At 63.9% G+C, this 25,945-nt stretch carries 28 protein-coding genes, 3 tRNA genes and 1 pseudogene; 7 read left to right on the forward strand and 25 right to left on the reverse strand.

The annotated features are described in order from the left end of the window. Positions 1-11: 11 nt before the first annotated feature. The 17 genes and pseudogenes from ACZ50Q_RS09470 to ACZ50Q_RS09550 all read right to left on the reverse strand — a co-directional run bounded on the left by ACZ50Q_RS09470 (position 12) and on the right by ACZ50Q_RS09550 (position 11,346). Complete coding sequence (locus ACZ50Q_RS09470) at positions 12-2,429, reverse strand: phage tail protein (protein ID WP_464081309.1); 2,418 nt, start codon at positions 2,427-2,429, stop codon at positions 12-14. Continuing rightward, positions 2,426-3,028: a phage tail protein I gene (locus tag ACZ50Q_RS09475; RefSeq protein ID WP_464081310.1), complete on the reverse strand. Its 603-nt coding sequence runs from the start codon at positions 3,026-3,028 to the stop codon at positions 2,426-2,428. The genes ACZ50Q_RS09470 and ACZ50Q_RS09475 overlap by 4 nt, the downstream gene beginning before the upstream one ends. A 19-nt stretch (positions 3,029-3,047) precedes the next feature. Further along, positions 3,048-3,965, reverse strand: coding sequence for a baseplate J/gp47 family protein (locus tag ACZ50Q_RS09480; RefSeq protein ID WP_464081311.1), 918 nt, complete (start codon positions 3,963-3,965; stop codon positions 3,048-3,050). A 1-nt stretch (position 3,966) separates the two neighbouring features. Continuing rightward, on the reverse strand, positions 3,967-4,323 hold the full coding sequence (locus tag ACZ50Q_RS09485) for a GPW/gp25 family protein (RefSeq protein WP_463094978.1): 357 nt from the start codon (positions 4,321-4,323) through the stop codon (positions 3,967-3,969). Further along, on the reverse strand, positions 4,320-4,946 hold the full coding sequence (locus ACZ50Q_RS09490) for a phage baseplate assembly protein V (RefSeq protein WP_464081312.1): 627 nt from the start codon (positions 4,944-4,946) through the stop codon (positions 4,320-4,322). The genes ACZ50Q_RS09485 and ACZ50Q_RS09490 overlap by 4 nt, the downstream gene beginning before the upstream one ends. 61 nt (positions 4,947-5,007) lie before the next feature. Further along, positions 5,008-5,472, reverse strand: a complete 465-nt coding sequence (locus ACZ50Q_RS09495) for a phage virion morphogenesis protein (RefSeq protein ID WP_464081313.1) — start codon at positions 5,470-5,472, stop codon at positions 5,008-5,010. Then, entirely contained in the window at positions 5,465-5,968 is a 504-nt protein-coding gene (locus ACZ50Q_RS09500) for a phage tail protein (protein WP_464081314.1), read from the reverse strand. The genes ACZ50Q_RS09495 and ACZ50Q_RS09500 overlap by 8 nt, the downstream gene beginning before the upstream one ends. Then, positions 5,952-6,224 (reverse strand): Rz1-like lysis system protein LysC, encoded by a 273-nt coding sequence (gene lysC / locus ACZ50Q_RS09505; protein WP_280001981.1) that lies wholly within the window; start codon positions 6,222-6,224, stop codon positions 5,952-5,954. The genes ACZ50Q_RS09500 and lysC overlap by 17 nt, the downstream gene beginning before the upstream one ends. Beyond that, positions 6,148-6,489, reverse strand: a pseudogene (locus ACZ50Q_RS09510) (hypothetical protein); the annotation flags it as partial. The gene lysC and the pseudogene ACZ50Q_RS09510, both read right to left, overlap by 77 nt. Further along, positions 6,486-7,292, reverse strand: coding sequence for an N-acetylmuramidase domain-containing protein (locus ACZ50Q_RS09515; RefSeq protein WP_464081315.1), 807 nt, complete (start codon positions 7,290-7,292; stop codon positions 6,486-6,488). The pseudogene ACZ50Q_RS09510 and the gene ACZ50Q_RS09515, both read right to left, overlap by 4 nt. Beyond that, the gene (locus tag ACZ50Q_RS09520; protein ID WP_464081316.1) at positions 7,285-7,584 is read right to left on the reverse strand and encodes a phage holin family protein; all 300 of its coding nucleotides are present in this window, start codon (positions 7,582-7,584) and stop codon (positions 7,285-7,287) included. The genes ACZ50Q_RS09515 and ACZ50Q_RS09520 overlap by 8 nt, the downstream gene beginning before the upstream one ends. Continuing rightward, the gene (locus ACZ50Q_RS09525; protein ID WP_464081317.1) at positions 7,581-7,913 is read right to left on the reverse strand and encodes a putative holin; all 333 of its coding nucleotides are present in this window, start codon (positions 7,911-7,913) and stop codon (positions 7,581-7,583) included. The genes ACZ50Q_RS09520 and ACZ50Q_RS09525 overlap by 4 nt, the downstream gene beginning before the upstream one ends. A 34-nt stretch (positions 7,914-7,947) precedes the next feature. Then, positions 7,948-8,154 carry a tail protein X gene (locus ACZ50Q_RS09530; RefSeq protein ID WP_223576264.1) on the reverse strand — a complete coding sequence of 69 codons (207 nt, stop codon included), beginning with the start codon at positions 8,152-8,154 and terminating at the stop codon, positions 7,948-7,950. Further along, on the reverse strand, positions 8,154-8,624 hold the full coding sequence (locus tag ACZ50Q_RS09535) for a head completion/stabilization protein (RefSeq protein WP_464081318.1): 471 nt from the start codon (positions 8,622-8,624) through the stop codon (positions 8,154-8,156). Before ACZ50Q_RS09535 ends, ACZ50Q_RS09530 begins: the two co-directional genes overlap by 1 nt. 92 nt (positions 8,625-8,716) lie before the next feature. Beyond that, positions 8,717-9,412 (reverse strand): phage terminase small subunit, encoded by a 696-nt coding sequence (gpM, locus tag ACZ50Q_RS09540; RefSeq protein ID WP_464081319.1) that lies wholly within the window; start codon positions 9,410-9,412, stop codon positions 8,717-8,719. 2 nt (positions 9,413-9,414) lie between these two features. Then, entirely contained in the window at positions 9,415-10,422 is a 1,008-nt protein-coding gene (locus ACZ50Q_RS09545) for a phage major capsid protein, P2 family (protein ID WP_464081320.1), read from the reverse strand. Positions 10,423-10,470: 48 nt separating this feature from the next. Then, positions 10,471-11,346 (reverse strand): GPO family capsid scaffolding protein, encoded by an 876-nt coding sequence (locus ACZ50Q_RS09550; RefSeq protein ID WP_464081321.1) that lies wholly within the window; start codon positions 11,344-11,346, stop codon positions 10,471-10,473. A 141-nt stretch (positions 11,347-11,487) separates the two neighbouring features. Here ACZ50Q_RS09550 and ACZ50Q_RS09555 point away from each other — a divergent pair, with 141 nt between their 5' ends. Next, positions 11,488-13,242, forward strand: a complete 1,755-nt coding sequence (locus ACZ50Q_RS09555; RefSeq protein ID WP_464081322.1) for a terminase ATPase subunit family protein — start codon at positions 11,488-11,490, stop codon at positions 13,240-13,242. Continuing rightward, entirely contained in the window at positions 13,239-14,282 is a 1,044-nt protein-coding gene (locus ACZ50Q_RS09560) for a phage portal protein (protein ID WP_464081975.1), read from the forward strand. Before ACZ50Q_RS09555 ends, ACZ50Q_RS09560 begins: the two co-directional genes overlap by 4 nt. A 63-nt stretch (positions 14,283-14,345) precedes the next feature. Here the strand turns inward: ACZ50Q_RS09560 and ACZ50Q_RS09565 are convergent, their stop codons facing one another. After that, positions 14,346-14,633, reverse strand: coding sequence for a hypothetical protein (locus ACZ50Q_RS09565; protein ID WP_463094990.1), 288 nt, complete (start codon positions 14,631-14,633; stop codon positions 14,346-14,348). Between the two features lie 530 nt (positions 14,634-15,163). Between ACZ50Q_RS09565 and ACZ50Q_RS09570 the strand changes: the two genes are divergently transcribed. Further along, positions 15,164-15,718 (forward strand): ureidoglycolate lyase, encoded by a 555-nt coding sequence (locus tag ACZ50Q_RS09570; protein ID WP_464081323.1) that lies wholly within the window; start codon positions 15,164-15,166, stop codon positions 15,716-15,718. A gap of 14 nt (positions 15,719-15,732) precedes the next feature. Here the strand turns inward: ACZ50Q_RS09570 and mnmH are convergent, their stop codons facing one another. Both mnmH and acpA read right to left on the reverse strand, forming a co-directional pair. Further along, positions 15,733-16,779 carry a tRNA 2-selenouridine(34) synthase MnmH gene (gene mnmH, locus ACZ50Q_RS09575; RefSeq protein ID WP_464081324.1) on the reverse strand — a complete coding sequence of 349 codons (1,047 nt, stop codon included), beginning with the start codon at positions 16,777-16,779 and terminating at the stop codon, positions 15,733-15,735. 55 nt (positions 16,780-16,834) lie between these two features. Further along, positions 16,835-18,571 carry an acid phosphatase gene (gene acpA / locus ACZ50Q_RS09580; RefSeq protein WP_464081325.1) on the reverse strand — a complete coding sequence of 579 codons (1,737 nt, stop codon included), beginning with the start codon at positions 18,569-18,571 and terminating at the stop codon, positions 16,835-16,837. A gap of 219 nt (positions 18,572-18,790) precedes the next feature. Between acpA and ACZ50Q_RS09585 the strand changes: the two genes are divergently transcribed. Both ACZ50Q_RS09585 and ACZ50Q_RS09590 read left to right on the forward strand, forming a co-directional pair. After that, a tRNA-Arg gene (locus ACZ50Q_RS09585) sits at positions 18,791-18,867 on the forward strand. A 132-nt stretch (positions 18,868-18,999) separates the two neighbouring features. Continuing rightward, positions 19,000-19,076, forward strand: a tRNA-Arg gene (locus ACZ50Q_RS09590). 73 nt (positions 19,077-19,149) lie between these two features. Here ACZ50Q_RS09590 and ACZ50Q_RS09595 read toward each other — a convergent pair. Together ACZ50Q_RS09595 and ACZ50Q_RS09600 are read right to left on the reverse strand one after the other, a co-directional pair. Next, positions 19,150-22,359, reverse strand: a complete 3,210-nt coding sequence (locus ACZ50Q_RS09595; protein WP_464081326.1) for a CHAT domain-containing protein — start codon at positions 22,357-22,359, stop codon at positions 19,150-19,152. 280 nt (positions 22,360-22,639) lie between these two features. Continuing rightward, positions 22,640-22,858 (reverse strand): DUF3079 domain-containing protein, encoded by a 219-nt coding sequence (locus tag ACZ50Q_RS09600; RefSeq protein WP_464081327.1) that lies wholly within the window; start codon positions 22,856-22,858, stop codon positions 22,640-22,642. Between the two features lie 165 nt (positions 22,859-23,023). Here ACZ50Q_RS09600 and ACZ50Q_RS09605 point away from each other — a divergent pair. Then, a tRNA-Arg gene (locus ACZ50Q_RS09605) sits at positions 23,024-23,100 on the forward strand. A 112-nt stretch (positions 23,101-23,212) separates the two neighbouring features. Here the strand turns inward: ACZ50Q_RS09605 and ACZ50Q_RS09610 are convergent. The 3 genes from ACZ50Q_RS09610 to ACZ50Q_RS09620 form a co-directional block, all read right to left on the reverse strand. Then, positions 23,213-23,461 carry a hypothetical protein gene (locus ACZ50Q_RS09610; protein WP_172805879.1) on the reverse strand — a complete coding sequence of 83 codons (249 nt, stop codon included), beginning with the start codon at positions 23,459-23,461 and terminating at the stop codon, positions 23,213-23,215. A 95-nt stretch (positions 23,462-23,556) separates the two neighbouring features. Then, positions 23,557-24,159, reverse strand: a complete 603-nt coding sequence (locus tag ACZ50Q_RS09615; protein WP_076520059.1) for a helix-turn-helix domain-containing protein — start codon at positions 24,157-24,159, stop codon at positions 23,557-23,559. 110 nt (positions 24,160-24,269) lie between these two features. After that, entirely contained in the window at positions 24,270-25,085 is an 816-nt protein-coding gene (locus ACZ50Q_RS09620) for an NAD-dependent protein deacylase (protein ID WP_464081328.1), read from the reverse strand. Between the two features lie 181 nt (positions 25,086-25,266). On the opposite strand from ACZ50Q_RS09620, the gene ACZ50Q_RS09625 reads away from it, so the two are divergent. Then, positions 25,267-25,881 (forward strand): cysteine dioxygenase family protein, encoded by a 615-nt coding sequence (locus ACZ50Q_RS09625; RefSeq protein WP_464081329.1) that lies wholly within the window; start codon positions 25,267-25,269, stop codon positions 25,879-25,881. Positions 25,882-25,945 lie beyond the last annotated feature (64 nt).

Consider the following 25,945-nt stretch of genomic DNA (forward strand, 5'->3'; position numbering starts at 1 on the left):
GCTATTACCCCTTAAAACTCGATCATGATGAGACCCGGCGCGCCAGCTGCGCCGGAGCCGGCGGACGACGGGCCCCGGCCGGCTCCACCGCCTCCGGGCGCGCTGCCGCTGCCCGACGCGCCCACGCCGGCGCCGCCGCCCGCGCCACCAAAGGAAGCCGAGCCGCCAGCGCCACCGGCCGCCGTACTTGCCGCAGAGCCCGAGCCGCCACTCGTCACGAAGGCGCCGCCCGTAGCACCGCCGCCGGCGCCGCCGTTGCCTGTGTCGTTAGGACGTCCGCCGGCGCCGCCCACGGCGGTAAGGAACGCGCCAAATGTCGTGGTTCCGCCATTTCCGCCAGCACCGCCTCCACCGCCCGCGCCCCCCGCCGCGCCGATGGTGCAGGAGATGACCTGACCAGGCGTGACGGGAAATTTTCCGCGCGCGTAACCGCCACCGCCACCGCCGCCACCGCCGATACCTCCGGTGGACCCGATGCCGCCCCCGCCGCCGCCACCGCCCCAGGCCTGCGCGGATATCCAGTACACGCCATCAGGGACGGTCCAATTTCCAGAAGAGGAAATAACCTGAATGCCGTGCGGCGCGAACTTCGGGACGGCGGCCGCGAGCGTTTCCGGGGTGATGAGCTTGGTCTTGGACGTGCCCTCCAAGGCATCAGCAACATCCGCCGTATCCAGTGCGTGAGTGTGGCTGGTGGCGGTCACCGCATTGCTGGTGGCGCCCGTAAGGGTAGAGGGCGTTCCGAGGGTGAAGGTGCGCGCTGCCGCGAGTGTGCCGCCTCCCGTCAGGCCGTTGCCTGCGGTCATGGCCGTGGCGGTGTTTGCCTTGAGATTGAGGGCATCTTGCAGTCCGGCCACGCGCGCCAGGTCCGACCGGGCGAACGCCAGGTTGTCGCTGGCAAGGGTCTGCGCGACTGTCTCAAACGCGGTGACCGGCTCCACTTTCCAACCGGTCCCCCAGCCTTGGACGGTGGCCCCGGTGGCGTTGTACTTCGCCATCACCTCGGCCACAGTGACAGACGGATAGGACCAGACCTTGTTGGTATCGCCAATCCAGATGCAAAGATTACCGGCCGCGTCGGAGCCGAACCGGATAGGGATATCCGCTGCTGGTGAACCGCCGATCACGGTAGCACCGCACCGGCTCCAGGTCCTCGAACTTTGCGCATACCCGTGGATCAGCAAAGACACAGGCGCACTGCTGTCCAGGTACTCGAAGGTGTCCACGCGCATGCGGAGCATGGTGTTGACGCCCACCGCTGCGGGCGGCAATGTGATTTTCATGGCTCCCGTGACGGCCGCGAGGTGAACGGAATACCCGCCGCCATCAGGCAGCACGACATGCGCGGTGCGTCCGCTGGTAGTGTTGCCGCCGTAATGCGCTCCAATCGTTGCACCGGTCTCCAAGAGAACGGGGCCGCTCAGACTCCCGCCTGCCTTGGGAAGCGCCTCGATATCGGCTAAGACTTGTGCCGGCGTCCTGGCCACAAGTGCATTTGCGCCGTCGCCACTCAGAAACGATCCGGCGGGCACGGTGTTCAAGCCCATACCCCCCCGCGCGACCGGCAGAATGCCAAGGGTGGCCTTGGAGACATCCAGAGCCGTCACGTTGAGGATGACGTTGCCGGAGCCGTCAAAGTTCACCGCCGCCGCCGTGGCGCCGCCCGTAATCGAAAAGGAGCGGGACGCAGCCAGCTTAGTGGCTGTCGCCGCGTTGCCGACCGCGACAGTCCCGGCGGCAATCAGACGCCCTTTAGCGTCGACGGTGAATGTGGCAATCGTAGAGGCGCCGCCGTAGCTTCCTGCAGTCACGCCGGATGCGGCCAGCGTCAGCGCACCGGAAACGTCTTTGGTCCCATCGAAGGACAAAGAGGCCGTACCGTCGCCCGTGAGGGCCAGGGTTCGCGCGGTAGCCAGCTTGGCGGCCGCAACGGCGGTGCCATCCTTGTCGAGCTTCTGCAGCAGCCCGTCATCCACGTACTGGCGCGTAGCCAGCACCACGGACGGATCAATCTTCAGCTCGAAGTTTGCCGCGCTCGAAACCTGCAGCACCATACGCACAACCTGTGTGCGCGCCGATCCTTCGGCAAGCAGTGGCTTGTAGGTGGGCGGGCAATTTGCCACGGCCACCAGATCGCCATCCGCATCACGCAGGCCAAGCTGGCGAATCCACCATCCGCCGACCTGCTCGGGGATGACCTGCTCGATGACGAGCCAGGACTCATTACTGGGGTCGACGAATGACCGATTGATAGGTGCGCGGCGCTTGGTGCCGACGACGGCGGTCTGTTCTCGGTCCGGCGCTGGCGGCGAGTCGCTGCCGCCGTCGCCAACTTCCATTTCTGCGATGACCACGGGCAGGCCCAGGGCCTTGGCCCTGGCCTCTTTGGCCTCGCCTATCTTGGTCAGAATTCCGAAAAAAGCTGTCATGGATACACCGTGAGAATGTCGATGATGTGCGTGGCCACGCCGGTAGATACGCCGGCCTGAATTTCCACGGGTTGGGGTTGGTAGGGGTAGACGGTCATCACGTCGCCGTCATACGACGCAACGCCGTAATTCACTGGGGCGCGGACTTCGACCGCGATGGCCAGGCCGACGAGATGCTGGCTTAGGCGCTTCGTGCCGTCGATGAGCCGGCCCAGCTCGTAATACATCTGTTCGGATATCCCGCCATCGAGTACGCCGATGGTGAGGCGGAACGTACCGCGTGTGCCCTCGGGCGCCATCTGGTGCCATTCGGTCACCTCCAGCAGATACCCCAGCGGCTCCACCACGCGGCGCAGCGCGCCGATGGTTCCCTTGATTTGGTGGATGCGGAACGAGTTCGCCAGGGCTTTGCGCTTGGCGGCAACGGACCAGGTATCGTCCCAGCGATCAACCGATCGCTCCCAGGCCAGCCACGGCAGCAGCGCGGCGGGCGCGGACGCCGCGCGCCGCATGGTGCGAATCGGCAGCGGCACGGCCTCGATGTCAGCGCCGACCTGGGCAAGCTTGCGCTCTACGGGCGTGGACGCGGGCGGTAGCAAGGTGGGCTTTTCCGCCATATCAACCCTCTGCCGCGATGGACAGTTCTATTCCCGTGCACGTGGCCGCCTGGGTCGCGGTCAGCAGCAGATCGTCCGCCGGCTCCAGCAGCTGCAAATGGTCCACGCCTTCGACATGCAGCGAAGCGGTGAGCGCGGAGCGCCACACAGACACGCCGGCGCGCCTGGCACGATTCACGTAGGCCGCGCAGGCCGCGCGTGCGGCTTCAAGGGCCACCGTTCGGCCTGGTCCTTCGCCCTTCATGTGCAGGACGGCACGCACGCGGTAGGGGACGATTTGCGACGATTGCACGGTCACGCGGTCGCCCATCGGGCGGATGTCTTCGTCGTTGAGCTGCGCTCGGACCTTGGCCAGCAGCTCGGCGTCCGCCGTGCCGTCGCCGGCGCGCGCAAGCACGCATACCAGCACGTCGCAGGGCGCGGGGCTGGTGGCGGTGGCATCGGCAACCTGGCCATCTGCGCTCAAAGCGTGAAAAACGTACCCGTCGCGCGGGCCTGCCGTGGATAGTCCTTCCCAGGCCATCTGTGCGCGCTCGCGCAGCTCGTCATCGCTTTCATACACCGCATCGACGGGCGGGACGGCATCGGGGTTTGCCGGCTGAATGAGCTGACGGGATACCCCGTATTCACCTGCAATGTGTTCCAGATCGCCACGTTTGGCGAAAGCCAACAAGACGCTGCGGGCGGCGTCATTCACGCGCTGGCGCAAGATTACCTCGCGCTCCGCGTTCTCCTGCAGCACGATAACCAGCGGCTCCGATTCGAGCGCCAGCGCCTTGGCCACGGCGTCGCGGTCCTCTTGCGCGAAAAGCGCCAGGTAGCGGGCCTTGCGGGTTTCAAGGATTTGCTCGTAGTCGAGCGCCTCCACCACATCGGGCGCGGGAAGCTGGGAAAGGTCAATGGTGTTGGGGCTTGCCATATCAGGCGCTCAAGGTCGTGGTGATAGACACGGATTCAATGCGGTCGCCCGTGTCGGCTTCGCCCTGCAGGTTCAGCACAATGCGGCCGGGTCGCTCGGCGTCCACCTCGGCAGACATCGAGCGCACGCGCAAGCGCGGCTCCCACAGCATGAGCGCCGTGGCCGCCACGGCGTACAGCTGCAGGATGGCCGCGCCGTTGGCCGGCGTGTCGATCATGTCGGCGGCCTTCGCGCCAAATGCTCGGCGCCGCACGCGGGTGGCAAGGGGCGTTTGCAGAACCTTGCTGATGGACTGCGCCAGGTGGTCCCGGCCGGTGATGCGCAGGCCGGTGGCCGCATTCATGCCTAGGTAGCTCATTGTGTTGGCTCCGTAGTGAGCGCATCCAGGCCTTGTGTGCGGTGCCGATGCGTATGCAGGACGACCCCATTTGAAGAAAGATCACCCTCAATGTGGGTGATGTTGCCCTCGATGGTGGTGGCGTTCCCCTTGCCGTTCTTGCCCGCCATGCCGGCCTGGTACGTCAGCAAGCCTGTGACGGTCACATTGCCATCCAGCGTGATTTCCGGGCATTGGACGATGGCCGATTCACTGGCTTGAACAAACGCGGACGTGATGCCCACGGCGGTGAGCTTGCCGGCCTGGTGGTCGTAGGTGATGCGCGCGCCGTCCGGGTAGTCGGTGACGTGTTCGGCTTGGCTGTCCGAAGGCGCGGGGATGGCCTCGGAATTCAGGCCCGCGAGGACCACGCCGCCGGCGGGGTCGCCGTCAGGGCACAGGACAATGACCTGCTCGCCCAAGGTGGGCGGGTTCCAGGTGCGTGTCGTGCCCGCTCGCAGCTCCAGCCACGGCAGCCAGTTGCTTTGTAGGTCTCCGGAGGTCACGCGGACCTTGGCGGGCCGGGTCTTCAAGTCGACGGCGAAGACCGTACCGATGCGGATCAAATTGGAGATGAGGCGAAAGAGTTCGGCGGCGTCATTCATACCGGCCATGTTGCCGGCGCGGCCTCGCGCGCGCACGGGGCGCGCCTTGTGTTTGGCCGTTCTACAGCCCGTGGCCAGCCAGGTGCCGCGCCAGCGTATCTAGAACCGCGTCGCGCTCTTGCTGCGTGAAGCCCAGCAGCTTGCGGCGCGGATAGCGCACAGGCTTTTGTCCAGGTGCGGGCCGGTCGCTGCGCCCTTCCTGGTGGACGAGGGCCAAGCGCGCGGTTGCGCCGCTGTAGCCAACAATCGCCTCGGTGTCCGTCGCCTGCACGCGCAGATAGCGCGCGGTGCGCAGGCGCGTGAACATCCGGCGGCGAATGGCTCCGGCCTTGCCCCGCAGGTTCTTTTTGGCCCGCCGGGGTGCGTATGGCGTGCCATCCGGGTTCTGCTGCGCGGCGATGCGCTGGCCTTCGCTGCGCCGCAGCTCCACCGCGACAGCACGGTTTACGCGGCGGCGTTCCGCCGGGCGGAGCTGGGCCATTAAGGCGGCCGCCCAGGCCTGCACGTCGCTAAAGTCGTCACTCATACGGGTGAGGCCAGGCCGGAATGCTGATCGTCACCGGGTCGAAGCCCGGCAGCGATACGGTGACTTCCTCCGCGTCGAGCGGCATATCCGGGTCGATCGGCTCATCCTCGTGAGTGGCGACCATGCCCGTGCCGTCTGGCGCCTGGCGCACAATCACTTGCTCGGTGAGGGGAATCTTGATTTCCACGTCTGCCGCGTCGTGATTCAGCAGCTCCACGTCGAAGCTGATGGCATTCTCGCGGCGTGTCGGGTTGGCCAGAAGATCGGGCTGCTTGATCCGAATCCAGGCCAGCAGGGGCAGCATGAGCGCATCGGGAGGCCCGGCGTAGTCCGTCACCACGATGGTGAGGGTGAAGCGGTATTCGTGCGACAGGCTGCGCGTTGCCGTGCAATGAATGTTGCCTTGTTCCACAAAAACATGCAGCCGGTCCGGGTTCTCGCTCAGAAAGCGGTTGTGCCTGGTCAGATATTCCCGCAGTTCAGTCGCCTTGCGCATTGTCGGCCTCGCTTTGGCACTTGATGATGCTGTCCACCTTGGCCGCGCAGATCGCCCAGGCGGCCTCAACGCGGTCAATCTGCAGATTCAGGTCGCCGGCCGTGCGTGGCGCCGCCGCTGGCAGGCTGCACGGCGTCACGGGTGCGCAGGTGTTCAGCGTAAGCCGCGGACCCGGTGAGGGCGGGGCGCTCGCGCAGCCTTGCAACAGGATCAGGCAGCAAAGTATCAGCCCAGCTACGAATTTCCGGATTTTCATTTTTCAGCTTCTCGAAGTCGAACGTGCGCTGATCCAGCGCGTTGCGAAAGTCCTCTTGCGTGCGCTCCAGCTGCACCAGGTCTAGGCGCTGGCCCTTCACTCGCTCGGCCAGGCTCGCCAATTCGCTGGCTTGCCCCTTGATGATTTCGCCGTACGCCTTAAGCGCAACGGCCTGGCTCGAAATCTGGCCGTGTTGGAGCCACAGAAGCGCAGCCAGCACCAGAGAAATGGCATAGGGCGCGAGCATGCGAATGATGGCGCTCATGCCGCCACCTCTTGCGCTTCGCCGGCGAAGCGCGCATAGGCCCGTGCCAGCTTAGTGTCATAGAAGTTCTCGGCGTAGGCCGGCCCGTTGTACAAGCGCGCAAACTGCGACCACTTCCTGGCCTTGAGCGCACGGTGTAGCGCAGGGTCCGCAAGCACAAAGGCGGTGAAGGTGGCGAGCTGGTCGCCCTCGCTGCGGTGCTGTGTCGCAACGAAAGACTCGATATCCGCGAAGCCCAGCGCCTTCCAGTGATAACCCATGACCTGGAACGCGCCCCAGCTTGCAGACTCCTGGGCGGCCGGTGCGTGAATCTGCATGGCGCTGGCCAGGCGGACATACTCGGCCGCGCCGCCGGCGTAGCCGCCGCGCTGACGGCTCAGGATGGATGCACGGTCGGCGTACTTGGCGGGGTCCACACCGTGCGCAATCAGTTGCTTCCAGAAGACGTGACGCTCATACAGGATGACCGGCCGACCATCGGCCAGAAAGCCGCGCCCGCGTGATTCCACCTCATTGACAGCCTTGATGCTGGCAAGCGGCACGCCCAGGCGCTCAGCGGCTGCGATGAGGTCGGATTCGCGCATCAGGCGGGAAATGTCGAAGTTCGCCAGCGCGGCGCGGCTCTTCGGACCATAGGCGCCATCCACAACCAGGCCGGTGGCGACCTGTAGCGCGGCCACCGCGTCGCGCGTGGCATCGTCATAGATCGCGGTGCGCTCCACGGCATAGCCGGCGCGGCGCAAATCGGTCTGCAGGTCGGCCACGGCCTGGCCGATGTCACCCTTGCGCAAAATGTCAGACATCGGAATCCCCCCTGGCGAGCGCCGCGATGTTGCCGCGAACGCGCCAGGCGCACGCGCATAGCAGGCACGCGATGACCATCTCCGAGGCGCTGGCGGGCGAGCGCAGCAGCAGGATTTCGACGGCGCGGCAGAACAAGGCCGCGATCAGCGCGCTCGCCAGGCAGGACAGAGCGCGGCGGTGGCGGGCGCCGTTAGGCCGATACCAGAGAAAGCGCCCGGCCGTCAGGGCGTACAGAACCGCGCAGGCAACGGCGATAGCGGACAGGGTGGGGGTAGGGTGAAGGTCGGTCATTTCTTTTCCCCAAAGGCGCGAGAAATGGCGCTCAGGTCAAAGTCAGGCGCCTTGGCCAGCAGCTTCAACGCCAGTGGCACGATAACGACGGCGCCAACCAGGGCAGGCAAAAAAGTTTCCTTGGCCAGCTCGCGGGCCACGATCTCGCCCGCGCCGCCATAGCCGCACAGACCAGACACCAGGAACGAGGCGAAGCGCTTCCAGGCGGTCAGGTCCTTCTTGGTGCTTGCCACCAGGGCCGCACCCATGACCGCGCCAAAAGCGGCGTTGGCGTCGATCAGAGGCAAGATTTGCGACAGGGCCGCGCCAGATACCAGCGTGGTGGCCACGGCGCCCGATACGGTCGATGGTTCGGCCATTGGATCAATCCCAAAGTTTGACGGCAGGGGCCGCCGATGGTTGAGGGGTGCTTTCCGGCAGCGTCACAACCTGGCCATGCGGCAGCACCGCGCCCAGATCGGCCAGGCCGGGATTGAGTTCGTAGGTTTGTTCGACCACATCGCGGGTTGTGCCCAGGTGCCGCCAGCACAGCGCATCCACGGTGTCGCCTTGGAGTGCGCGCACCAGCATCAGATCAGCTCCACCACGGCGCGCGAGGCCGCCATCACATCCGCGATGGCAAAGCGCGCGTTGCGGCGGTGATCGTCGGACGCCTCGCTAAGCCACTCGGCGCGCTTCTGACCGGCGGCCGTCGTGTCATAGTCGGTCATGCGCTCGATGAGGTCCGCCTTGGCCAGGCTGTAGACGGCCCGGATGTAAGCGTGCTGCAAGCGGCTCTTGCCATCCACCTGGTCAGCCGGCACGGCGGCCAAGTTCTCATGACCGCGCGCCATCTGGGCCGCCTTCCACGCGGCCAGGCTGTTGCCGGTCTCCAGCAGCGCGCCCACCAGGGCAAAGCGCAGGCGCTCATCGGTCACGGTTCCATCAAGGCGCAGCGCCTGGCGGGCGGCGTCCAGCTGGATGTCCGGGAAAAAGCCATCATTGGGGATGACCTGGGGCGGGACGGTGCGGGTAGCGGGGGCTGGGGCGATGAAGCTCATGGCGTAGGCTTGTCAGGTCGGCGGTGGGCGGGCATCCAGCAGGTCAGGGACCAGCCTTCCGCCCGCGCCGCCGTGCGCTTTGGGGCACTCGGTTAGCCGGCCTGGCCGGCGTTCTTGATCTTGCGTTCCAGCTGCTCGATAAGCTTCTTGCAGCCGACTCCGCTGTGTAGGTCCACTGCACGGCGCAGCTGCGCGACGGCGGCGCGCGCCATGTCCAGTAGCGCGCCGCGCGGCTCGTCGCCCGCTTGCTCGGCCAAGGTTTTGCCGATGGCCAGGTGAAGCTTGGCGCGGGCCTGGTCGGGCGCGTCCTGGCCATCCACCAAGCGCGCTACCTCCTGCAGCAGTTGCATGGCTTCGTCATGCTTGGGGACAGCGCCGCGAGCAATGGCGCCGGCCACTTCGTCCAGCAGCAGCGTGGCCGTGTTGCGCTTGAGGCGTTCAGGTAGCGCCAAGCCGTGTCTCATCACGTAGTCGGCCAGCGTCAGGCCGCGCGCGAAGTCGCCGATATCGAATTGCCACACCATCAGCGTGGCCAGTACCTCGTCCTGCTGGCCGGTGTCGCCGCTCAGCACACCGTCCAGATAGTCCCGGTACTCCGGAACCAGCTCGCGCTTGAGCGCAACCTTGCGCTCTACGGACTGGATATCGTGCAGGCGGCGCCGGTCCAGGGTGAGCTTGGCCATCATCTGGCCGAAAATGCCGCCCACCACGGCGGGCGCGGCGCCATCGGCCGCGTTCGCCTTGGCGGCCAGCACCCGCGTGCGGTGTCGTTGAGCGGGGCTGGTCATCGTCAGGCTTCCACCAGCTCGATGTTTTCGACCAGCGCGGCCAGGCCCATGTCCTCCACCACGTAGTCGTCATTGGAGCTTTCGTAGGTGTCCACGCGGCTGCGCTTGGCGTTCTCTTCGACGTGACGACGGCGCGCGCCGATTTGCCAGTAGAGGGAAAGGTTGTCCAGCGAGGTGATGAGTACCTTTTTTTCCGGGAAGAACGGGGCCTGCACCGCCGCCAGGCCGCCGATCCGCTTCTGGCTGATGATGAGGTCAGCGGCGAGCGTGTCGGTGGCGCGGCTGTCCTGGTTGACCAGCGGGAAGTACTTGTCGTGCATCAGGCCCCGGCCAACGATGGCGACGAGCTGGGAGTTTTCACGGTGCCACGGGTCCAGCAGCGTGACGGCGTCGTACACCAGCGCGTCAAGGTTCTTGTAATCGCCCGCGGCGCCAACTTGCACCTTGCCGGCCGTCTTGCCATCGGCCATGACACGCTCTTCGGCGCTCTCGCGCATTTTTTGCAGCCAACCCTTGTTCACGTCCTGCAGCAGCGCATTGGCGGCCGGATCGGTGTTGGCGGCGACACTCGTACCGTTGAAACCGATCATGATGCGGTCGAGCGCCTGACGCTGGATCAGCAGGTCACGGATACGGGCCTCGAAGTCCGGGAAGATCGCCCAGGCGTCGAGCTGCGCATACTTGATGAACGAATCGAAATCCGTATGCCGGCAGAAGTAGCCATTCTGGTCCATCGTGGTCAGGTCGCGCGGGATGCGGTCGCGCTCCTGCGTGTTCGTGCGCGAGGCGATGGGACCGGACAGGTTCAGGCCCAGCTTTTCGCCCTGCTGTTCGGTGACGCCGATCATGTTGATCTTGCCCAGGAAGTCGGAGCTTTCCTGAATCTTGGTTTCGAGCGTCTGTTGCACGGCGGGCACGACGTTGAAGGTTTTGGTTGCGTCCGTCACGCCGTTGAGCGTGGCGATGCGTTCCAGGTATTCGTTGAAGTACTTGCGGGTTTCGTTGCGCATGTCGGGTATCCGATGAATGGGATGTGATGGGTTTGTGATTGATGCGCGTCAGCAGTCAGTCTGCACGCGGTCCGCGCCGCCGGAGGCCTGCGGCCGCCGGTTGAAGTTGCCGGGAGTCTTGTCCAGCTCGGCGCGCAGGTCCGCAAGGTCCTTGGCACTCGCAGCGGACTTCTTGAACTCCTGCAGATCGGCGGCGAGCTGGGAAACCGATTGCGCCAGGCCGTCGGTGGATTGCTTGATTGCCTTTTCCAGTGCGCCGAAGGCCTGCAATGCCCCAGCTACGTCGCTGGGGGTGAAGGAGGCCGGCGCGGGCTGCTGCGGCGCCTGTTGCTGCGGTTGCGAGGTTTGACCGGGCAGCAGCGCGCGGAAGAACGCGCCGATAGCCTGGAACGCAGACGCGGCTTCGTCGGACGGCATCGGATCGGCGTCGAAGTCCAGCGCCGTTTCCAGCCCGCTGCTGAAAAGGTTGCTGGGCGATTGCTTGCGACTGGCCAAGGGGTTGGCGGCCGGGTTCTTGGCTGCGAACTCCAGAATGGTGGTCCCCAAGCTGGCCGGGCTGTCGGTCACGGCCAAGCCGACCAGGCCGCACTTGCCCGTACCGGCGAAATTCTCCTGCAGCTCGATGGACGTGTAGATTTTCTGACGGCCCTTGGTCATGGCCACCAGCTCGGGCGTGGGGTCGAGCTGCGCCTGCAGTTCCAACTTGCCGGCGCTGTTTTCCTGCGTGCGAACCGCCAGCACGTCGCCGTAGGCCTTGAACGGGCTTTCGGGCACCAGGCCGCGAATGTGTTCCATCCAGATGCGGGCGCCGTAGGTCTCGCGGTTGTAGGTCTCGGCGATTTGTTCCAACCAGGCGCGCAGGATGTTGCGGCCATCGGTGGTCTGGCCTTCGGTGGCCACGGTAAACCAGCGGGTTTTATCCATAAGGGTGTGCTCGGTGGGTGGTGTTCGGGTGTTGCCATACTGGCCCCGCCGGACTGTGCGCTCAACGCGCGAAGCTTGTAGAACCGCCTTCCAGAAGACCAGGCCTCACGCGCGCGCGGAGAACCCCGGCAGGATGGCGGCATGTTGCAATTGACCGACCACACCGACCCGCGCCGCGTTGCCCGTGACCTTTACTGGCAGGGCTGGCGCATCTCGTCCATCGCACGTCACCTGGGCGAAAAGCGCACGACGGTTCATAGCTGGAAGACCCGCGACGCATGGGACGCCGCCTCCCCCGTCGAGCGCGTGGAATCGGCGCTGGAGGCGCGCCTATGTACCCTCATCGCCAAGACGGAAAAGGATGGCCGCGACTTCAAGGAAATAGACCTGCTCGGGCGACAGTTGGAGAAAACTGCCCGCGTTCGCAAGTACGACGAGGACGGACGCGAATCGACCCTCAACCCCAACATCGAGCGGCGCAATGCGGCGCCTAAGCGCAAGCCAGAGCGCAACGCGATCAGCGATGACCAGGCGGTAAAGCTCTCCCAGGCGTTCCGCGATTCGCTTTTCGACTACCAGAAGGTGTGGTTACGCAACGGCGATCAGCGAACGCGCATGATCCTCAAGTCCAGGCAGATTGGCGCAACCTGGTACTTCGCCCGTGAGGCCCTGATAGATGCGATAGAGACCGGCCGGAATCAGATTTTTCTTTCCGCGTCGAAGGCGCAGGCGCACGTCTTCAAGCAATACATCATCCAGTTCGCACGCGAGGCCGCGGACGTGGACCTGAAAGGCGATCCCATCGTGTTGCCAAATGGCGCACATCTGTACTTCTTGGGTACGAACGCGCGGACCGCGCAGAGCTATCACGGCAACTTTTATTTCGATGAGTTCTTCTGGGTGCCCAAGTTCGGCGAGTTGAACAAGGTGGCCAGCGGCATGGCGCTGCATAAGCAGTGGCGCAAAACGTACTTCTCCACGCCGTCGAGCATGGCGCACGAAGCGTATCCACTGTGGACGGGTGAGGTATTCAACAAGCGACGCGCCAAGCGCGATCAGGTCGCCATCGAGCTGGCGCACTCGATCCTGAAGAATGGCCACCGCTGCGATGACCGTATCTGGCGGCAGATCGTCACCATCCTGGACGCGGAGGCGGGCGGCTGCAACCTCTTCGACATCGAAGAGCTTCGCCTTGAGTACAGCCCGGATCAGTTCGAGAACCTGCTTATGTGCGGATTCATTGACGATACGGCGTCCATCTTCCCGCTTGCCATGCTGCAGGGCTGCATGGTCGATGCGATGGTCGAATGGGTCGACGTGCAGAAGTTCTTGTTGCGGCCATACGGGCACTTCCCGGTACTGGTGGGCTATGACCCATCGCTTACCGGCGATTCGGCCGGCTGTGTTGTGCTGGCCGCGCCGCGCACGCCTGGCGGAAAGTTTCGCGTGCTGGAACATCATCAGTTTCGCGGCATGGACTTTGCCGCGCAGGCCAAGAAGATCAAAGAAATCACGGAACGGTACGCCGTCGCGTACATCGGCATCGACGCCACCGGCATGGGCCAGGGCGTCTATCAGCTGGTCAAACAGTTTTTCCCGGCCGCACGCGCCTACAGCTACTCGCCCGAGGTCAAGGGACGCCTGGTGCTCAAGGCGGGCGACGTGATCCGCAACAAGCGGCTGGAGTTCGATGCGGGCGCGACAGACTTGGCGCAATCCCTTATGGCGATACGAAAGACGATGACCGCGAGCGGGCGCAGCGTCACCTATGACGCCGGCCGCGCGAGTGAGACAGGACACGCGGACCTCGCCTGGGCGCTCATGCATGCGCTGGATTGGGAACCATTGGGAGGCGCCGCCGGCGCCAGCAAAGGCTTTATGGAGCTATTTGGATGACACGCAAACGCAAACAGCGCGACAGCTTTACCGCGCCCGATACGCAGCCGGCCGCCGCGCCTGCCCAGGTCGAGGCGTTCTCTTTTGGCGATCCCGTGCCGGTGTTGGACCGGCGCGAAATCCTGGACTACCTGGAATGCTGGCGAAACGGCCGGTGGTATGAACCGCCTGTTCACTTCGGCGGGCTGTCCAAGACGTTCCGGGCGAGTCCGCACCATAGTTCTGCCATCTACTTCAAGGCCAACATTCTGGCGTCCACGCTTGAGCCGCATTCGGCATTCCGGCGCGAGACCTGCCTAAAGATGGCCGTGGACTTCCTGACGTTCGGCAACGCCTACGCGGAGCGTCTGGATAGCGTGACAGGCAAGCTGCTGGGCACGCGCCACGCGCTGGCGAAGTACACGCGGCGGGGCGTGGAACCGGGACGGTACTACTTCATCCCCAGCGCAGGCCAGGAACATCAGTTTCAGGACGGGACGATTTGCCACCTGATGCAGCCAGACATCAATCAGGAAATCTATGGTCTGCCCGAGTATCTGGCGGCCCTCAACTCGGCATGGCTCAACGAATCGGCGACGCTGTTCCGCCGCAAGTACTACCTGAATGGCAGTCATGCGGGCTTCGTGATGTACGTCACAGATCCGCTGCAGGATGAAACCTATGTGACCGACATCCGCAAGGCGATGAAGGAAGCCAAGGGGCCGGGCAACTTCCGCAACCTGTTTGTATATGCGCCTGGCGGCAAGAAGGACGGCCTGCAGATTATTCCGGTCAGCGAGGTGGCCGCGCGTGACGATTTCTTCAACATCAAGAACGTGTCGCGGGATGACGTGCTGGCCGCGCACCGCGTGCCGCCGCAGTTGATGGGCCTGGTGCCGTCGAACTCGGGCGGATTCGGCACGCCGATATCGGCGGCCAAGGTTTTCGCGCGCAACGAGCTGGAGCCGTTGCAGGCCAAGTTCATGGAAATTAACGAATGGATCGGCCAGGAGGTGGTCAGGTTCAAGCCGTACATCATCCCAGGCGAGGGCGGCGAGTAAGCCGCCGTCGCGTGCCCCATAGCCCCGCTCATGCGGGGCTTTTTTTTCCCAGGCCCTTAGGCCTTACCGCTGGCCTCCGCGCCTGGCGCCTGGCTTGATAGCCAGCGCCTCATTCAAACAGGGTTCGCCCGCGACATATGCCTGCAGCTCGGCCACGCGGTCGATGATGTCCTGCCGATGCCGCAATCCGCCGGCGCTGCGCAAGCCCGCGTCCAGGGCCACGATGACCCGTTGCAGGCGCCAAATCTCCCAAGCCAAGGCGCAGGCCTCGGCGGTCGGATTGCGGGCGTACAGCTCGCGTATGCGGGCCGCCGGCAATGGTGCGGGCGGGGGGCGGTCGAAGAAATCCATGCAGCACCTCGGAATACTGTATAAATATACAGCATTCTGGCTGGTGCGAGGGTCTGGCGCGCAGTTCTCCCCCCTCCGCGCCTGCGCGCTAAATGAGCGAGAAAAGACTCGGCCATGCATCACCCCCTGGCGCCAGCGTTGGCGTGCCTCTGCGGGCCGCTGATGGGGCTTGGCGGGTGACGCAAAACGACGCACCTACGACGCACCGGGAAGGGGGCAGGCGGGAATTCGGAAACATGGATGCCTCCGCAGCCCGGATCATGTATTCCGCCAAACCTGCTGGTATATGTGCTGGTATTATTTTTTTCAGAACATGGAAAAAACAATGAAATCAAGTATTTATATAAATAGTACTGTTGACACCGTCTCCGCCAAAGACACTTGCACCAGTGAACCAAGGTTGCCTCAAGACCCGCATAGCTAATTGCTCTGCGGGTTTTTTGTTTTCCGTGTGCCGCCTTGGGGAATACGCGCGCTTGCTGGTCCGCCGCCATGGCGGCTACCGTACAGGATTCCGCCGCGCGATCCTGATGCGCGATTCCAATCACACCGGGCGGATCACCCGAACGCTCAACGCCGCCATTCCCATGCCGCACAACCCCTTGCTCCTGAACGTGCTCACGCCCGACGCGTTTGCGCCCTATGGCTCGGTCATCACCAGCGCCGGCCGCGATGGCTGCGAGATCAATGCGGGCACGACGTTGCGCGTGGACATGCCCGAGCCCGATATCCTGCGCGAGGGCGGGCGGCCTTCGCTCAGCGTGTTCCGCGCCCTGGCCGGCGCGCTGCCTTTCGAGATGAAGATGATGGAGCGTCATCGCGTGGGCAGCCAGACCTTCGTGCCCATGATGGGCACGCCGTTCGTTGTGCTGGTGGCGTTGGGCGCGGACAGGCCCAACATGTCCACCCTCAAGGCGTTTCTGGCGGACGGCAGTTGCGGGATCACGCTGGCGCCGGATGTGTGGCACCACCCCTTGCTGGCGCTGGCGGCAGGCGACTTCGTGGTGCTGGAGCGCAAGGGGCCGCAGGTCGATTGCGAGGTCGTCGACATGCCGGCCGGTGTGTGGGTGGCACAAGGCGTCTAGCCGTTGCGCGGCCCTCATTGCCGCCGGTGTATCAGGGCAAGCGCCTGGTCTGCGATGTCTTCATCATTGGGGCGGAAGTCCACGCGCATCGCCTGCGTCAGGCCCGTGAAGTGCGAGCGTGAACTGCGCGCATAGGCGGGGTCGTAATGTCGGTCGATGAGTTCGCGCGCCAGGTCTTCGCGCCGGCCCTCATCGACCAGCGCGATCCAGCCTTGGATGGTGTCGCGGCTGTGCAGGCCCACCATGCGCTGCAATTGCGCCTTGAGCCAGTCCGGATTGTCGAAGAGCCGCGCGTAGTCCTGCTGCAGAAAGCGCGTGCGATCGTCGCGGCTGCAACGCACGTCGATGCATTCTCCCTGGTGCATGGCCTGCAGCAACGCTGCCGGGAGCTCCAGCGCGCCGATCTTGCGGCTTTCCGCTTCCACATACACGGGGCGGTGCGCGTCGAACTCGCGCAGCCGGGCCGCGAGCAGCGTATCGAAGCGCTTTTGCGAGGGCTGCTGCGCGTCGGGCAATGCGCCCAGCAGCGAGCCGCGGTGGGCGGCCAGTTCCTCCAGGTCCAGCGTCTGCGCGCCGGCTTGCCGCAGCGCGTGCAGCAGGCGCGTCTTGCCGCTGCCGGTGGGACCGGTCAGCACCACATAGCGCAGGGCGCGCGGCAGCGTCTGCAGCGCGTCCAGCGTGGCGCGGCGATATTGCTTGTAGCCGCCGTCCAGTTGCCGGGCGCGCCAGCCGATCATGTTGAACATCAGCGTCATGGACCCGGAACGCTTGCCGCCGCGCCAGCAGTACACCAGCGGGCGCCAGCGCTGCGGGCGGTCGGCGAAGGTGGTCTCCAGGTGGCGCGCGATGTTGCGCGCGACGAGGGCGGCGCCCGCGCGCGCCGCCTCGAAGGGCGAGACCTGCTTGTACATCGTGCCGATCAGCACGCGCTCCTCGTTGCTGAGGACGGGCGCGTTGCAGGCGCCCGGGATGTGATCGTCGGCGTATTCCATCGGCGTGCGCACGTCGATGATTTCGTCGAAATCATGCAGCTTGTCCAGCCCGGCGAGCAGGTGGTTCACGAAAATCGCCCCGGTGTATCGATGCCCGATTTTCGCATGCCCCCGCCCGGGGCCGTCAGGCGCCGAAGGTCAGTGCATGGGTCAAGTCGCCCATCGGCGTCTGACCGCGCGCGGCCATGGCGTCGTCGCGTGTTTTCAGCCCTTCCAGCAGGGGCAGATCGAAGAGCCGCGTGGCAAGGCGCAGGATGGAGCCCGTGTCGTAGATGGTGTGGTCCACCGTGCCCTTCCTGGCGAACGGCGACGCGATGATCGCCGGTACGCGCGTGCCCGGCCCCCAGCGGTCGCCCTGCGGAGGCGCGACGTGATCCCACCAGCCGCCATTCTCGTCGACGGTGATCACCACCACCATGTTTTCCCACTGCGGGCTTTTCTTGAGGCTGTCGACGATGTGCGCGATGTGGCGGTCGCCCGAGTCCACGTCCGCGTAGCCGGCATGCATGTTCAGGTTTCCCTGCGGCTTGTAGAAGGTCAGCGGGGGCAGGACGCCGGCTTCGGCGTCGGCCAGGAATTCGTTGGTGGTGTTGAGGTCGCCCAGGCCGCCGTCGCGTATGTGGGCCGTGCGCGCGGCCGTGCCCGGCGCGGTGCTCTTGAAATAGTTGAATGGCTGGTGATGGGCCTGGAAATTGGGCGAAGACGGAAAGCCAGTGCTGGCCGTGGAATCCACGGCGGCCTGCCAGCCTCCCGCGTACCAGGCCCAATCCAGCCCTTTGGCGCTCATGAGATCGCCAATGTTGGCGTGCGACTGCGGCACCATGGTCTGCGGACTGGTGGGATCAGCCAGCGTCGGGTCGGTCGCGTCGCGGCTGAACGACGGCCAGTAGGGCGGGGCCATGGTATTGACGCCGTAACCGTCGGGCGTGAGCGCGCTTGCGCCGAATTGGGGAATGCCCGCGAGCGCGCTGGCCGGCGATGCAGGCTTGGGCGCGAGGCGAGGGTCCGTGGGGTCGGCGCTCTGCAGCTGTGCGATCTGGGTCTTGGCGACCGAGTCGGCCGCGTCAGGGTAGAAGGGCGGGCGTGCCGCCACCAGATACTGGTGGTTCAGGAAAGAGCCGCCGAAGGCGCCCTGGAAGAAGTTGTCGCACAGCACGAATTCCTGAGCCAGCTTCCACAACCGCAAGTTGTACGCGGCGTCGCTGTAATGGCCCATCACCAGCGCGCCCGAATCGGCCCAGGCGACGAACTTGTCGTTCTTGCCGCCATTGATCTGCATCTGGTTCTGGTAGAACACGTGCCAGAGATCGCGCGTGACCAGGCCCTGGGGCAGGGGTTCGCCTTGCGGTCCCAGCAGCGCGAAGGGCGCGTTGGGCAGGTTGTTCATGTAGGCCGCGGCCTGGTCGACCTGGTAGGTGATGTGATTGGCTTGCTGCGCGGTAGGCACCATGCCATTCCAGACGGGCGGCAGTACGGGCAGCGGCGTGCCGTCGCGGTCGAGCTGCGTGTAATCGGCCGGCGTCAGCGCGGACAGGGGCTTTTCCACGCCGGGGAAATTGGCGAACAGGTTGTTGAAGCTGCGGTTCTCGGCAAAGATTACGACCAGCGTTTTCACGTTCTCGCGCAGTTGCGCGGTCAGGTCCGGCGCGGGGGCGGGTTCTGGCGCGGGAGCGGGCGCGGCGGAACTGTCGTCGTCATCGTCATTGTCGTTGGAGCAGCCGGGAAGCGCGCCCATGGCGGCCGCGCTGGCGCCCAGCGCGGCAATGCCGGTCAGAAACCCGCGGCGGGTGGCGCGCACGGACGGCGTTGCACCCGTGGTTTCCTGGGAAGGTTCTCCAGGGCGTTTGTCTTTGTCGGACATGTGGAAGTCTCTTTGGCTAGCGGATGACGTGGCGCACTGTCATTGCGTCACGGAAACGCCGGATGACAGCCGGCATCGGTAACGGCCGCTAGGCTAAAGAGGGAAGGTGCTATCGGTGTGACGATCCGCTGTCGGCAAGCTGTACGCCACGATGGGGCAAGCCTTCCTGACTTGCGCATCTTTGGAAACAACGCTATTATTCAAGGCTTGCTTTTTCAAGCGCCCGTAGCTCAGCTGGATAGAGTACCTGGCTACGAACCAGGGGGTCGTAGGTTCGAATCCTGCCGGGCGCGCCAAAAATTTCAAATGCATTGCAAATGCATTGAAAGATGCGAATGCAGTGGTAGTAAAAAGCAGTGGTAGTAAAAAGCAATCGTAGTAAAAGCAACGGCACGATTATTCTGATATAATTTTGCCTCTTTGCCGGAGCGCCCGTAGCTCAGCTGGATAGAGTACCTGGCTACGAACCAGGGGGTCGTAGGTTCGAATCCTGCCGGGCGCGCCACTAACCGCAAAGAAAATGAAAAGGCCTTTGATCTTGCATCGAAGGCCTTTTTGTTTTGCTTTTTTGGCGCGCCCTATGTCGGTTCCCTGAACAGTCGGTCATCGGGGTTGCCGTAGTGTTGGTACGCGCCCCACGTCGCGCCTCTACCCTGGTTAAAAATTTGCTGGCGCGCCGCTGTTAGTGCATCCAAAAGGCGAGGGGCTTCGCCCAGCGCATTCTTATAGAACGTCTCCGCAAAGTCTGCTGCCTGCTGATCGCTGATAGGCCAGCCGGATCCGATGAAGTTGGGCACGCCGCGTTCGAAGAATGCTTGCGCGATGGATGCAAGCCCCTTGTCCCGTTCGTCCGAAGCATGGGCGTAGCCATCGCGGATCACGCCGGAAAAGCACGCATTCGCGAAAATCAGCCGTGGTACCCGTCGCGCGCGGAATATATCCCGCGCTGTCAGCACTTGGTCCCGGCCAAAGATCCAGCCCGACTTCATCGGGTTAGCTGCGTCATAGTCGCCATGCCCGGCGAAGTGCACGACATCGAATCCCCCAACGAGGACCAGGGCGAGGATCTCGACCATGTCGCAGTCTCTGAAGCCGATGCGGCTCTCGACGTCGATACGCAAGTCAGCCCGATTCATGCGCCGCAGGAGGTCCACGACACGGCGGCCTTCCATGCGGGCGAACGGCAATTGCAACTCCCGTTCTTCAGCTGGGTCGGCTATCACAAGTACCTTCAGGTGCTGGTTCAGCGGAGGCGTCGTGCCCGGCGGCTGGGTTAGGAGGCTGCGAAACTGACGAGAGAGCTTATGATCCAATCCGAGCCACCGCACGCCACCACCGGAACGTGTTTCGAAGCAGGCCATCTCCCAGGGGACCGACGCGGTGGCGCGGTCGACGATCAGGCGCATCTGCGAATCGATCTGAATCAGGTCGTGAAAGTCTTCTGGCAGCAGATAGTCGTACAGCAGTCGACCGTACTTCTGTTGTTCGATCGGAGAGTGAGACGTGCGCAGCGCATCGGCTGTTCGTCGCACGACATCGGCGTTGACTTCCACTTCACGCACGGGAACGACCGAATTCTGTGCGATGGCTGAAAAGCGATAAGTATCTCGGCCCTCGTTGGGGGATTCGACGGTAATCCGAAGCTCGTCAAACGTCGGCTGTGCCGCCTTTGCGCCGTTCATCCTGGAGCCATTACTGTTCCGTTGCGTGGTCGCCGCTTTCCGAGCGCTGGCCATTTCATTCGCGGTTGGCTTGTGCAGTTGAAGGAGCACGTTCGGAAGTGCATTTTCGTCACTGAGCTTCTCAAGGTCTTTCGTAAGTTCCACGTAGCGCGCGGCGTCGTGTTCCACAATAGTCACGCTCTTGAGGCTAGGAAGTTTGCCTGTCTGGTCGTGCAGGTTTGAGAGACCAACGCCGATACCGTTCAGCAGCCCGCGCAGTACTTTATCCAGTCCCAGGTTGCCCTCGCCGGAGCCGACCAGGAGTGTGGCAAAGTTCTCGATGCCTAAAGCGCTGGCTCCCATGGCGACATTAGTCATAAGAATGCGCAGACGATCTTCATTGAACGTACCGAATTCCCCCATCCCTGCAATGACCAATCCGCCAGCGCCGATGCGTCCGGCACCGGGGACGTAGAAAGTTTCGCCGAGCGAGCCGCCTATCATGCCCTGTCGAACCGCTCGCGAAATCCAGCCTTCAAGCCGAGCATCGATGGCGCCTAAACCGTGCACCGGCGTCAATCCGCGGTAGTGGCCAACACATATCAACGGCGTTTTGATCTCGCAGATGTCGCCCCGGTGGATCCTGACCTGCAGTGCCATTCTGTCTCGGACAGCAGCCTGCTGGACTTCGCCCGACAATTTGACCGGGGTCGAGCTCCGGCCGCTGCCCAAGGCGGCACGGATCAATGCGTCCTCACATAGCTCCAAGTCTTCGCGGGGCAGCTTCGCAGATTCGCCTCGCTGCTGCGCAGCGACCGCGATTTGGGACAAATTGTCCATAAGCACTTGGTCGCTTGCGCTGCGATATTCGCGCATGCTGGGCACGTTGCGCTCAAGAGCGGGCAGCGGTTTCGTATCCAGGCTCCGTGTAGAACCCGTCTCCAGCAAGTCGTCGAGTGACGTCAGTATTTTTTCGTTGCGCGCCAGATCGCCGTGCACCTCGTCGACGTAGTAGGTGGGTACATCCTCCAGCAACCCCAGCGAATGCGGTACGCGACCGTCGCCGTCCCGCGATAGTGTGTACTCGAAGTCGCCGCGACCGTCGATGGTCATCGATTCTATGGTTGGCTGACGGCAGCCAGCGACATAGATCATTCGGGCGGGATCGATGGTTGGGCTCGCTTCCAAGTCTTCGTAGAACCGGTGGGCGCGGTCTAAATGTGATTGCGAGATATGAGCGTCTTCGGACCACGAACCCGCCAGATATAGATCGTTGAGGGCTGGTGGCAGTTTCGACGGCGCGGGCAGTAACTGGTAGCTGCCAAGAAAGGAATTGGTGATGGTGAGAAGCTGCGACATGTCGTGCTTCTGGTCCACCTTCTCCAGCAGCCCCATCATCCGATCTTCGCCTGTCATGGCTTGCACGATTGCAAAGGAACCGTAGTTGGGCGTGCCCAGCATGATCAGCCTTCCGCCCGCCGAGAGGTCCGCGCCGCGCATTTCGTCCCACAGCTTGGAATGGCGTCGGATCATGTTGCGCGACACGAGCCCTCCCATGGAATGCGCAACCAGGTGCACCGGCTGGCCAGAAAATCGCGCTCGGATTAGACCGGCGAGCTCATCGGCCGAGGTGTCAATGTCCTTGCGCCAGTCATACGCAAAGGATTCTGCGTTCCAGCGAGCGCGTAGCGCCACCATGATTCGAGCGTAATAACGCTTGTTGATACGTGTGGCGGCGACCTTCAGGCGTGGATTTTCTTCACGGTCGCCATCGGCGTGCAGCTTCAGATCGCGAATGCGTCCGAAGATCAGGCGCGCGAAGTTGATCCAGATATTATCTTGGTCGCCGTTTTCCGTGACTGCCAGATCTGATCCCGTGATGCCATGCAGGAATACGACATTGCCGCGCGGAGAAGCGCGTGACCGCTCAACCTGCGACCGCATGGCGAGGCGGCGCAGCACCTGGAGCTCGGCTTCATCAAAGCCCTCCAGCACCTTCGAAGTCTCGGGGCCCCGCTTGTCGCGTGTACTGAGGTTTAGTAGCGCATCTTCCAATTTGGCCCAGTCGGTATCGCCGCTGGGTGCTTTCGACGTTGTGGCGGAGCCTGTCCGGATTTTTGTGGGCATGGCGATGCCTCCGGTTGATAGCCAATCGAATGGAACCAGGTCGCACTAGAACGTCGCGCCACCTCAGGCACCGGCTGTCGGTACAAGATCGGGAGAGCGGGATCATTTAGCTGCCCAGGTGCAGCGATTTATATTCCACTATCCCCTGCGTCCGCATACCCAAAATTGAGGAGGTCTGAGGTCGGGCAGTCTGCTACCGCTTCGTCTTCACGAATTAAACGCGAAGCCTGCCAATGTCGATGCGCCCCTGAAAAAAAGTCCAGAGGCGAGGCGCAGGTATTTACGTGGAGGCTTGTTCTCCGAGAACCCGCGCCTCGTCTTTCTCGTCGTCGAATCCCCAGTCTCCAAACAAATACCAATCTTCCCCCAGCGACTCCGCCGGATGCATCGTGCGCCCGGAGCCGTTGCCGCAGGCCATGGAATCGGTTGAGCAGTATCGGTCGCAGCCCCAGCAGATGCGTTCGGGGTGCTTGGGGTGCAGGGGAAACTTCTTGGCCATGCTGTCTGCCTGACGTGTTCTTCTTGCGTTCAGGGTACTGCGCGGCGTCCATGCGTTTCATTGACCTGGCGCAAGCGCGGGGTCGTGATGCGCCGCAAGGGCCAATTCAGGCGGGGCGATTTGCATGGCTTGGTTTTTTCGTGTTATAAACACGCCTCTTTCGGGGCGCCCGTAGCTCAGCTGGATAGAGTACCTGGCTACGAACCAGGGGGTCGTAGGTTCGAATCCTGCCGGGCGCGCCAACTTATTCGAGATCACGCCAATACCGCGTGGTGTCAAAAAATCGCAGTCATGCGTACATGAATAGCGGCTTGATGAATTTCATCAAGCCGCTTTTCTTTTGTCCGGCAACCATCAAATGCGTCGTCGGTCCACCGCCGTCAGGGAAGTGCCGGATTTGAGGAGCTGGTAGGTCTGTCCGCCCAGCCACGTGACTTTTTCGCCGGAACTGGTGCGGCAGATGCAATGCGTTTTTGGGTCGAAGCGTGGCGTTCCCAGGGCGGAATACGCGCATGGGTCGGAAACGAAGCGTTCAATGCGATACAACGTGCCATCCGGCGATGTGGCGAGCACGTCGGTCAATCGTCTTGCGGTGCCGAGCATATTCAATACCTCCATGCGCGGGCCGTCAGGTGTCGGCGCCAAAGTCGTTTGAACAATTCATGGCACAGGCGCGATGGCATGCGCTGCGCGCTGCGCTAATGAAAGTGTCCTCCAAACAATGAATCATCTAGCTGGTCTGGCGATACGCCCAGTGCCTCCGACACGCGGTCAAGGATGACCTGCCGGGGCCGCGGGCGCGGCCGTTCCAATTCGATATAGATGGAGTGATCCACGCCCAGCCGCGCCGCCATGTCCGCGGTGCTGATGTTCAGATGCTCACGCCAGGCTCGTATCAGGCTCCAATCGTTGCCGGTTTTCAGATTGACTACAGCAGGCGGCAGATGCGCTTGCGCCCCGGCAAGCTGCTTGCGCAAGGGGGGCGGTGCGCTCGCCGGCTTTTCTTGGCCCAAGGCGTCGCCGCGCTTGCGCGCGTCGCCCCGGGGTGTCGTGTTTGCCGAAACGGCAATGAAAATCGCGCCGCCGTTCAGTTGGCGGTATCTGTCATTGCCTATCCAGCAAAGGGTTTCGCCGTTGTCGAGCTTGCATTCGCAATCCAGGTGAGTATTGCTGGGCATGCCTTCAAGCTGGGCGATGGTTTCCGTCGTCGTGGCATGGCGCACAACACGGTGCAGCACCCCGTCCGGCGAACGTACGAAGACGTCAGGAAGTCTCCAGGAAAACGGAATGATCATCTCCACAATCGAAACCCATTACACCACTGTATCGCCCTGGTGCGATGGTGAGATTTGGGGTTTCCCCTCGACTGTCGCGCCGTGTCATCACACGGTGCCAGTGCCTGGCCGGATCCTCACGAAACCTCGCCTTGGCCGGACGCCGGCGGCGCCATCCCCGCGGAGAACGCGGCCGCGAGCACCCGGGGCATCACGTCGGCGGCGGCGCCGCGCAGGTTGTGATGCGCCAGCGCGTCCAGCGGCGTGGCGGCGGGGTTGACCTGCACGATCTTGGCGCCGCCGGCCAGCGCCAGGCGGGGCAGTTCGGCGGCGGGGTACACCAGGGACGAGGTGCCTATGCTGAACAGCAGGTCGCACTGCTGCGCGGCAAGCGTGGCATCGCGCCATGCCTGGGCAGGCAGACTTTCTCCGAACCACACGACGCCCGGCCGCACGGGCGCGCCGCATGCGGCGCACAGGGGCGGGGCGATGCGCCGGCCGGCGTCGGGCTCGTCGGGCGTGGGCGAGGCGAAGGCCTGGGGCGCGGCGCAGCGCGAACAGCGGGGCGCATGCAGGCTGCCATGCAGATGCGTGACGTCCTGGCTGCCGGCGCGTTCGTGCAGGTCGTCCACGTTCTGGGTGATGACGGCCAGTTCCGGCACGTGGTGCGCGAGGGCCGCGATGGCATGGTGGGCGGCGTTGGGCGCGGCGCGCAGGACCTGCGCGCGGCGCCATTCGTACCAGCCCCACACGATGTCGGGATGCTCGCGGAAGGCCTCGGGCGTGGCCAGCGCCTGGGCGTCGAAGCGCGACCACAGGCCCGTCAGGGCGTCGCGGAAGGTGGCGATGCCGCTTTCGGCGGACACCCCCGCGCCCGTGAAGACGACGACGCGCCGCGCGGCGCGCAGCGCCTGCGCCAACGCTGGAGCAATATCGTGATGCGTGTTTTTCATTTCCAACCTTGCAGACAGTCCATTACGCTGCCCGTCCCGCCAAGGACCTGTCAAGGGCGGCTTGTGGCCATTTCCCGGGCCATGAGTGGGGCGGCGCGTGCGTCTGCGTCCTGAATGGTGGATACTGCTTTTTCAATCTGGGATTTCAATCTGGGATTTCAATCCGCCTTGGAGATGTGCAATGCCCGAATCGATCACCGGCCTGGAACGGCTGCGCAGCTTTATCGCCATCGCGACGCGGTTGGCCTCGCCGCAGGCGCTGGCTCAGACCCCCGAGCTTGCCGCCGCCTTCGCCGACCTGGTGGGCCACGATGACTGGCTGCCCGAGGCCTGTACCGTGCCGCACCCGCAGTACTACCAGCAATACCTGCTGCATTGCGATCCGCTGGAGCGTTTTTCGCTGGTGAGCTTCGTCTGGGGGCCGGGCCAGTTCACGCCGGTGCACGATCACGAGGTCTGGGGCTACGTGGGCATGCTGCGCGGGGCCGAGATCAATCAGCGTTACGTGCGCGCCGCCGACGGCCGGCTGGCCCCCGCAGGAGAGCCCACGACCTTGCGGCCCGGCGACGTCGAGCGCCTGTCTCCGGCCGAGGGCGACATTCATCGCGTTTCCAATGCCTATCCCGACCGGGTCTCCATCAGCGTGCATCTGTATGGCGGCAATATCGGGGCCGTGTCGCGCCACGTCTTCGATGTGGAAACCGGACAGGCCAAGCCCTTTGTCTCCGGCTACTCGTCGGCCACGCTGCCCAATTTGTGGGACAGGTCCGCCGCGGTCCGCGCCGCGCTGGGGTAGCGCCGGGCAGCCATGAAAGCGCTGTTCCCGCGCCGCGTCTCATGCTATGTTCGCGTCCTAAATA

Source organism: Achromobacter sp. T5-5, assembly GCF_055397965.1.

Bases quoted from the DNA above. Each gene is read 5' to 3' on its own strand.
- ACZ50Q_RS09620 (WP_464081328.1), bottom strand. From the start codon at position 25,085: ATGAAAAACACGCATCACGATATTGCTCCAGCGTTGGCGCAGGCGCTG.
- ACZ50Q_RS09500 (WP_464081314.1), bottom strand. From the start codon at position 5,968: ATGCGCAAGGCGACTGAACTGCGGGAATATCTGACCAGGCACAACCGC.
- ACZ50Q_RS09570 (WP_464081323.1), top strand. From the start codon at position 15,164: ATGCGCGATTCCAATCACACCGGGCGGATCACCCGAACGCTCAACGCC.
- ACZ50Q_RS09515 (WP_464081315.1), bottom strand. From the start codon at position 7,292: ATGTCTGACATTTTGCGCAAGGGTGACATCGGCCAGGCCGTGGCCGAC.
- ACZ50Q_RS09490 (WP_464081312.1), bottom strand. From the start codon at position 4,946: ATGAATGACGCCGCCGAACTCTTTCGCCTCATCTCCAATTTGATCCGC.
- ACZ50Q_RS09550 (WP_464081321.1), bottom strand. From the start codon at position 11,346: ATGGATAAAACCCGCTGGTTTACCGTGGCCACCGAAGGCCAGACCACC.
- ACZ50Q_RS09470 (WP_464081309.1), bottom strand. From the start codon at position 2,429: ATGACAGCTTTTTTCGGAATTCTGACCAAGATAGGCGAGGCCAAAGAG.
- ACZ50Q_RS09520 (WP_464081316.1), bottom strand. From the start codon at position 7,584: ATGACCGACCTTCACCCTACCCCCACCCTGTCCGCTATCGCCGTTGCC.
- ACZ50Q_RS09600 (WP_464081327.1), bottom strand. From the start codon at position 22,858: ATGGCCAAGAAGTTTCCCCTGCACCCCAAGCACCCCGAACGCATCTGC.
- ACZ50Q_RS09545 (WP_464081320.1), bottom strand. From the start codon at position 10,422: ATGCGCAACGAAACCCGCAAGTACTTCAACGAATACCTGGAACGCATC.
- ACZ50Q_RS09485 (WP_463094978.1), bottom strand. From the start codon at position 4,323: ATGAGCTACCTAGGCATGAATGCGGCCACCGGCCTGCGCATCACCGGC.
- acpA (WP_464081325.1), bottom strand. From the start codon at position 18,571: ATGTCCGACAAAGACAAACGCCCTGGAGAACCTTCCCAGGAAACCACG.
- ACZ50Q_RS09625 (WP_464081329.1), top strand. From the start codon at position 25,267: ATGCCCGAATCGATCACCGGCCTGGAACGGCTGCGCAGCTTTATCGCC.
- lysC (WP_280001981.1), bottom strand. From the start codon at position 6,224: ATGAAAATCCGGAAATTCGTAGCTGGGCTGATACTTTGCTGCCTGATC.
- ACZ50Q_RS09595 (WP_464081326.1), bottom strand. From the start codon at position 22,359: ATGCCCACAAAAATCCGGACAGGCTCCGCCACAACGTCGAAAGCACCC.
- ACZ50Q_RS09565 (WP_463094990.1), bottom strand. From the start codon at position 14,633: ATGGATTTCTTCGACCGCCCCCCGCCCGCACCATTGCCGGCGGCCCGC.
- ACZ50Q_RS09480 (WP_464081311.1), bottom strand. From the start codon at position 3,965: ATGGCAAGCCCCAACACCATTGACCTTTCCCAGCTTCCCGCGCCCGAT.
- ACZ50Q_RS09560 (WP_464081975.1), top strand. From the start codon at position 13,239: ATGACACGCAAACGCAAACAGCGCGACAGCTTTACCGCGCCCGATACG.
- ACZ50Q_RS09495 (WP_464081313.1), bottom strand. From the start codon at position 5,472: ATGAGTGACGACTTTAGCGACGTGCAGGCCTGGGCGGCCGCCTTAATG.
- ACZ50Q_RS09610 (WP_172805879.1), bottom strand. From the start codon at position 23,461: ATGCTCGGCACCGCAAGACGATTGACCGACGTGCTCGCCACATCGCCG.
- ACZ50Q_RS09555 (WP_464081322.1), top strand. From the start codon at position 11,488: ATGTTGCAATTGACCGACCACACCGACCCGCGCCGCGTTGCCCGTGAC.
- gpM (WP_464081319.1), bottom strand. From the start codon at position 9,412: ATGACCAGCCCCGCTCAACGACACCGCACGCGGGTGCTGGCCGCCAAG.
- ACZ50Q_RS09530 (WP_223576264.1), bottom strand. From the start codon at position 8,154: ATGCTGGTGCGCGCACTCCAAGGCGACACCGTGGATGCGCTGTGCTGG.
- ACZ50Q_RS09535 (WP_464081318.1), bottom strand. From the start codon at position 8,624: ATGAGCTTCATCGCCCCAGCCCCCGCTACCCGCACCGTCCCGCCCCAG.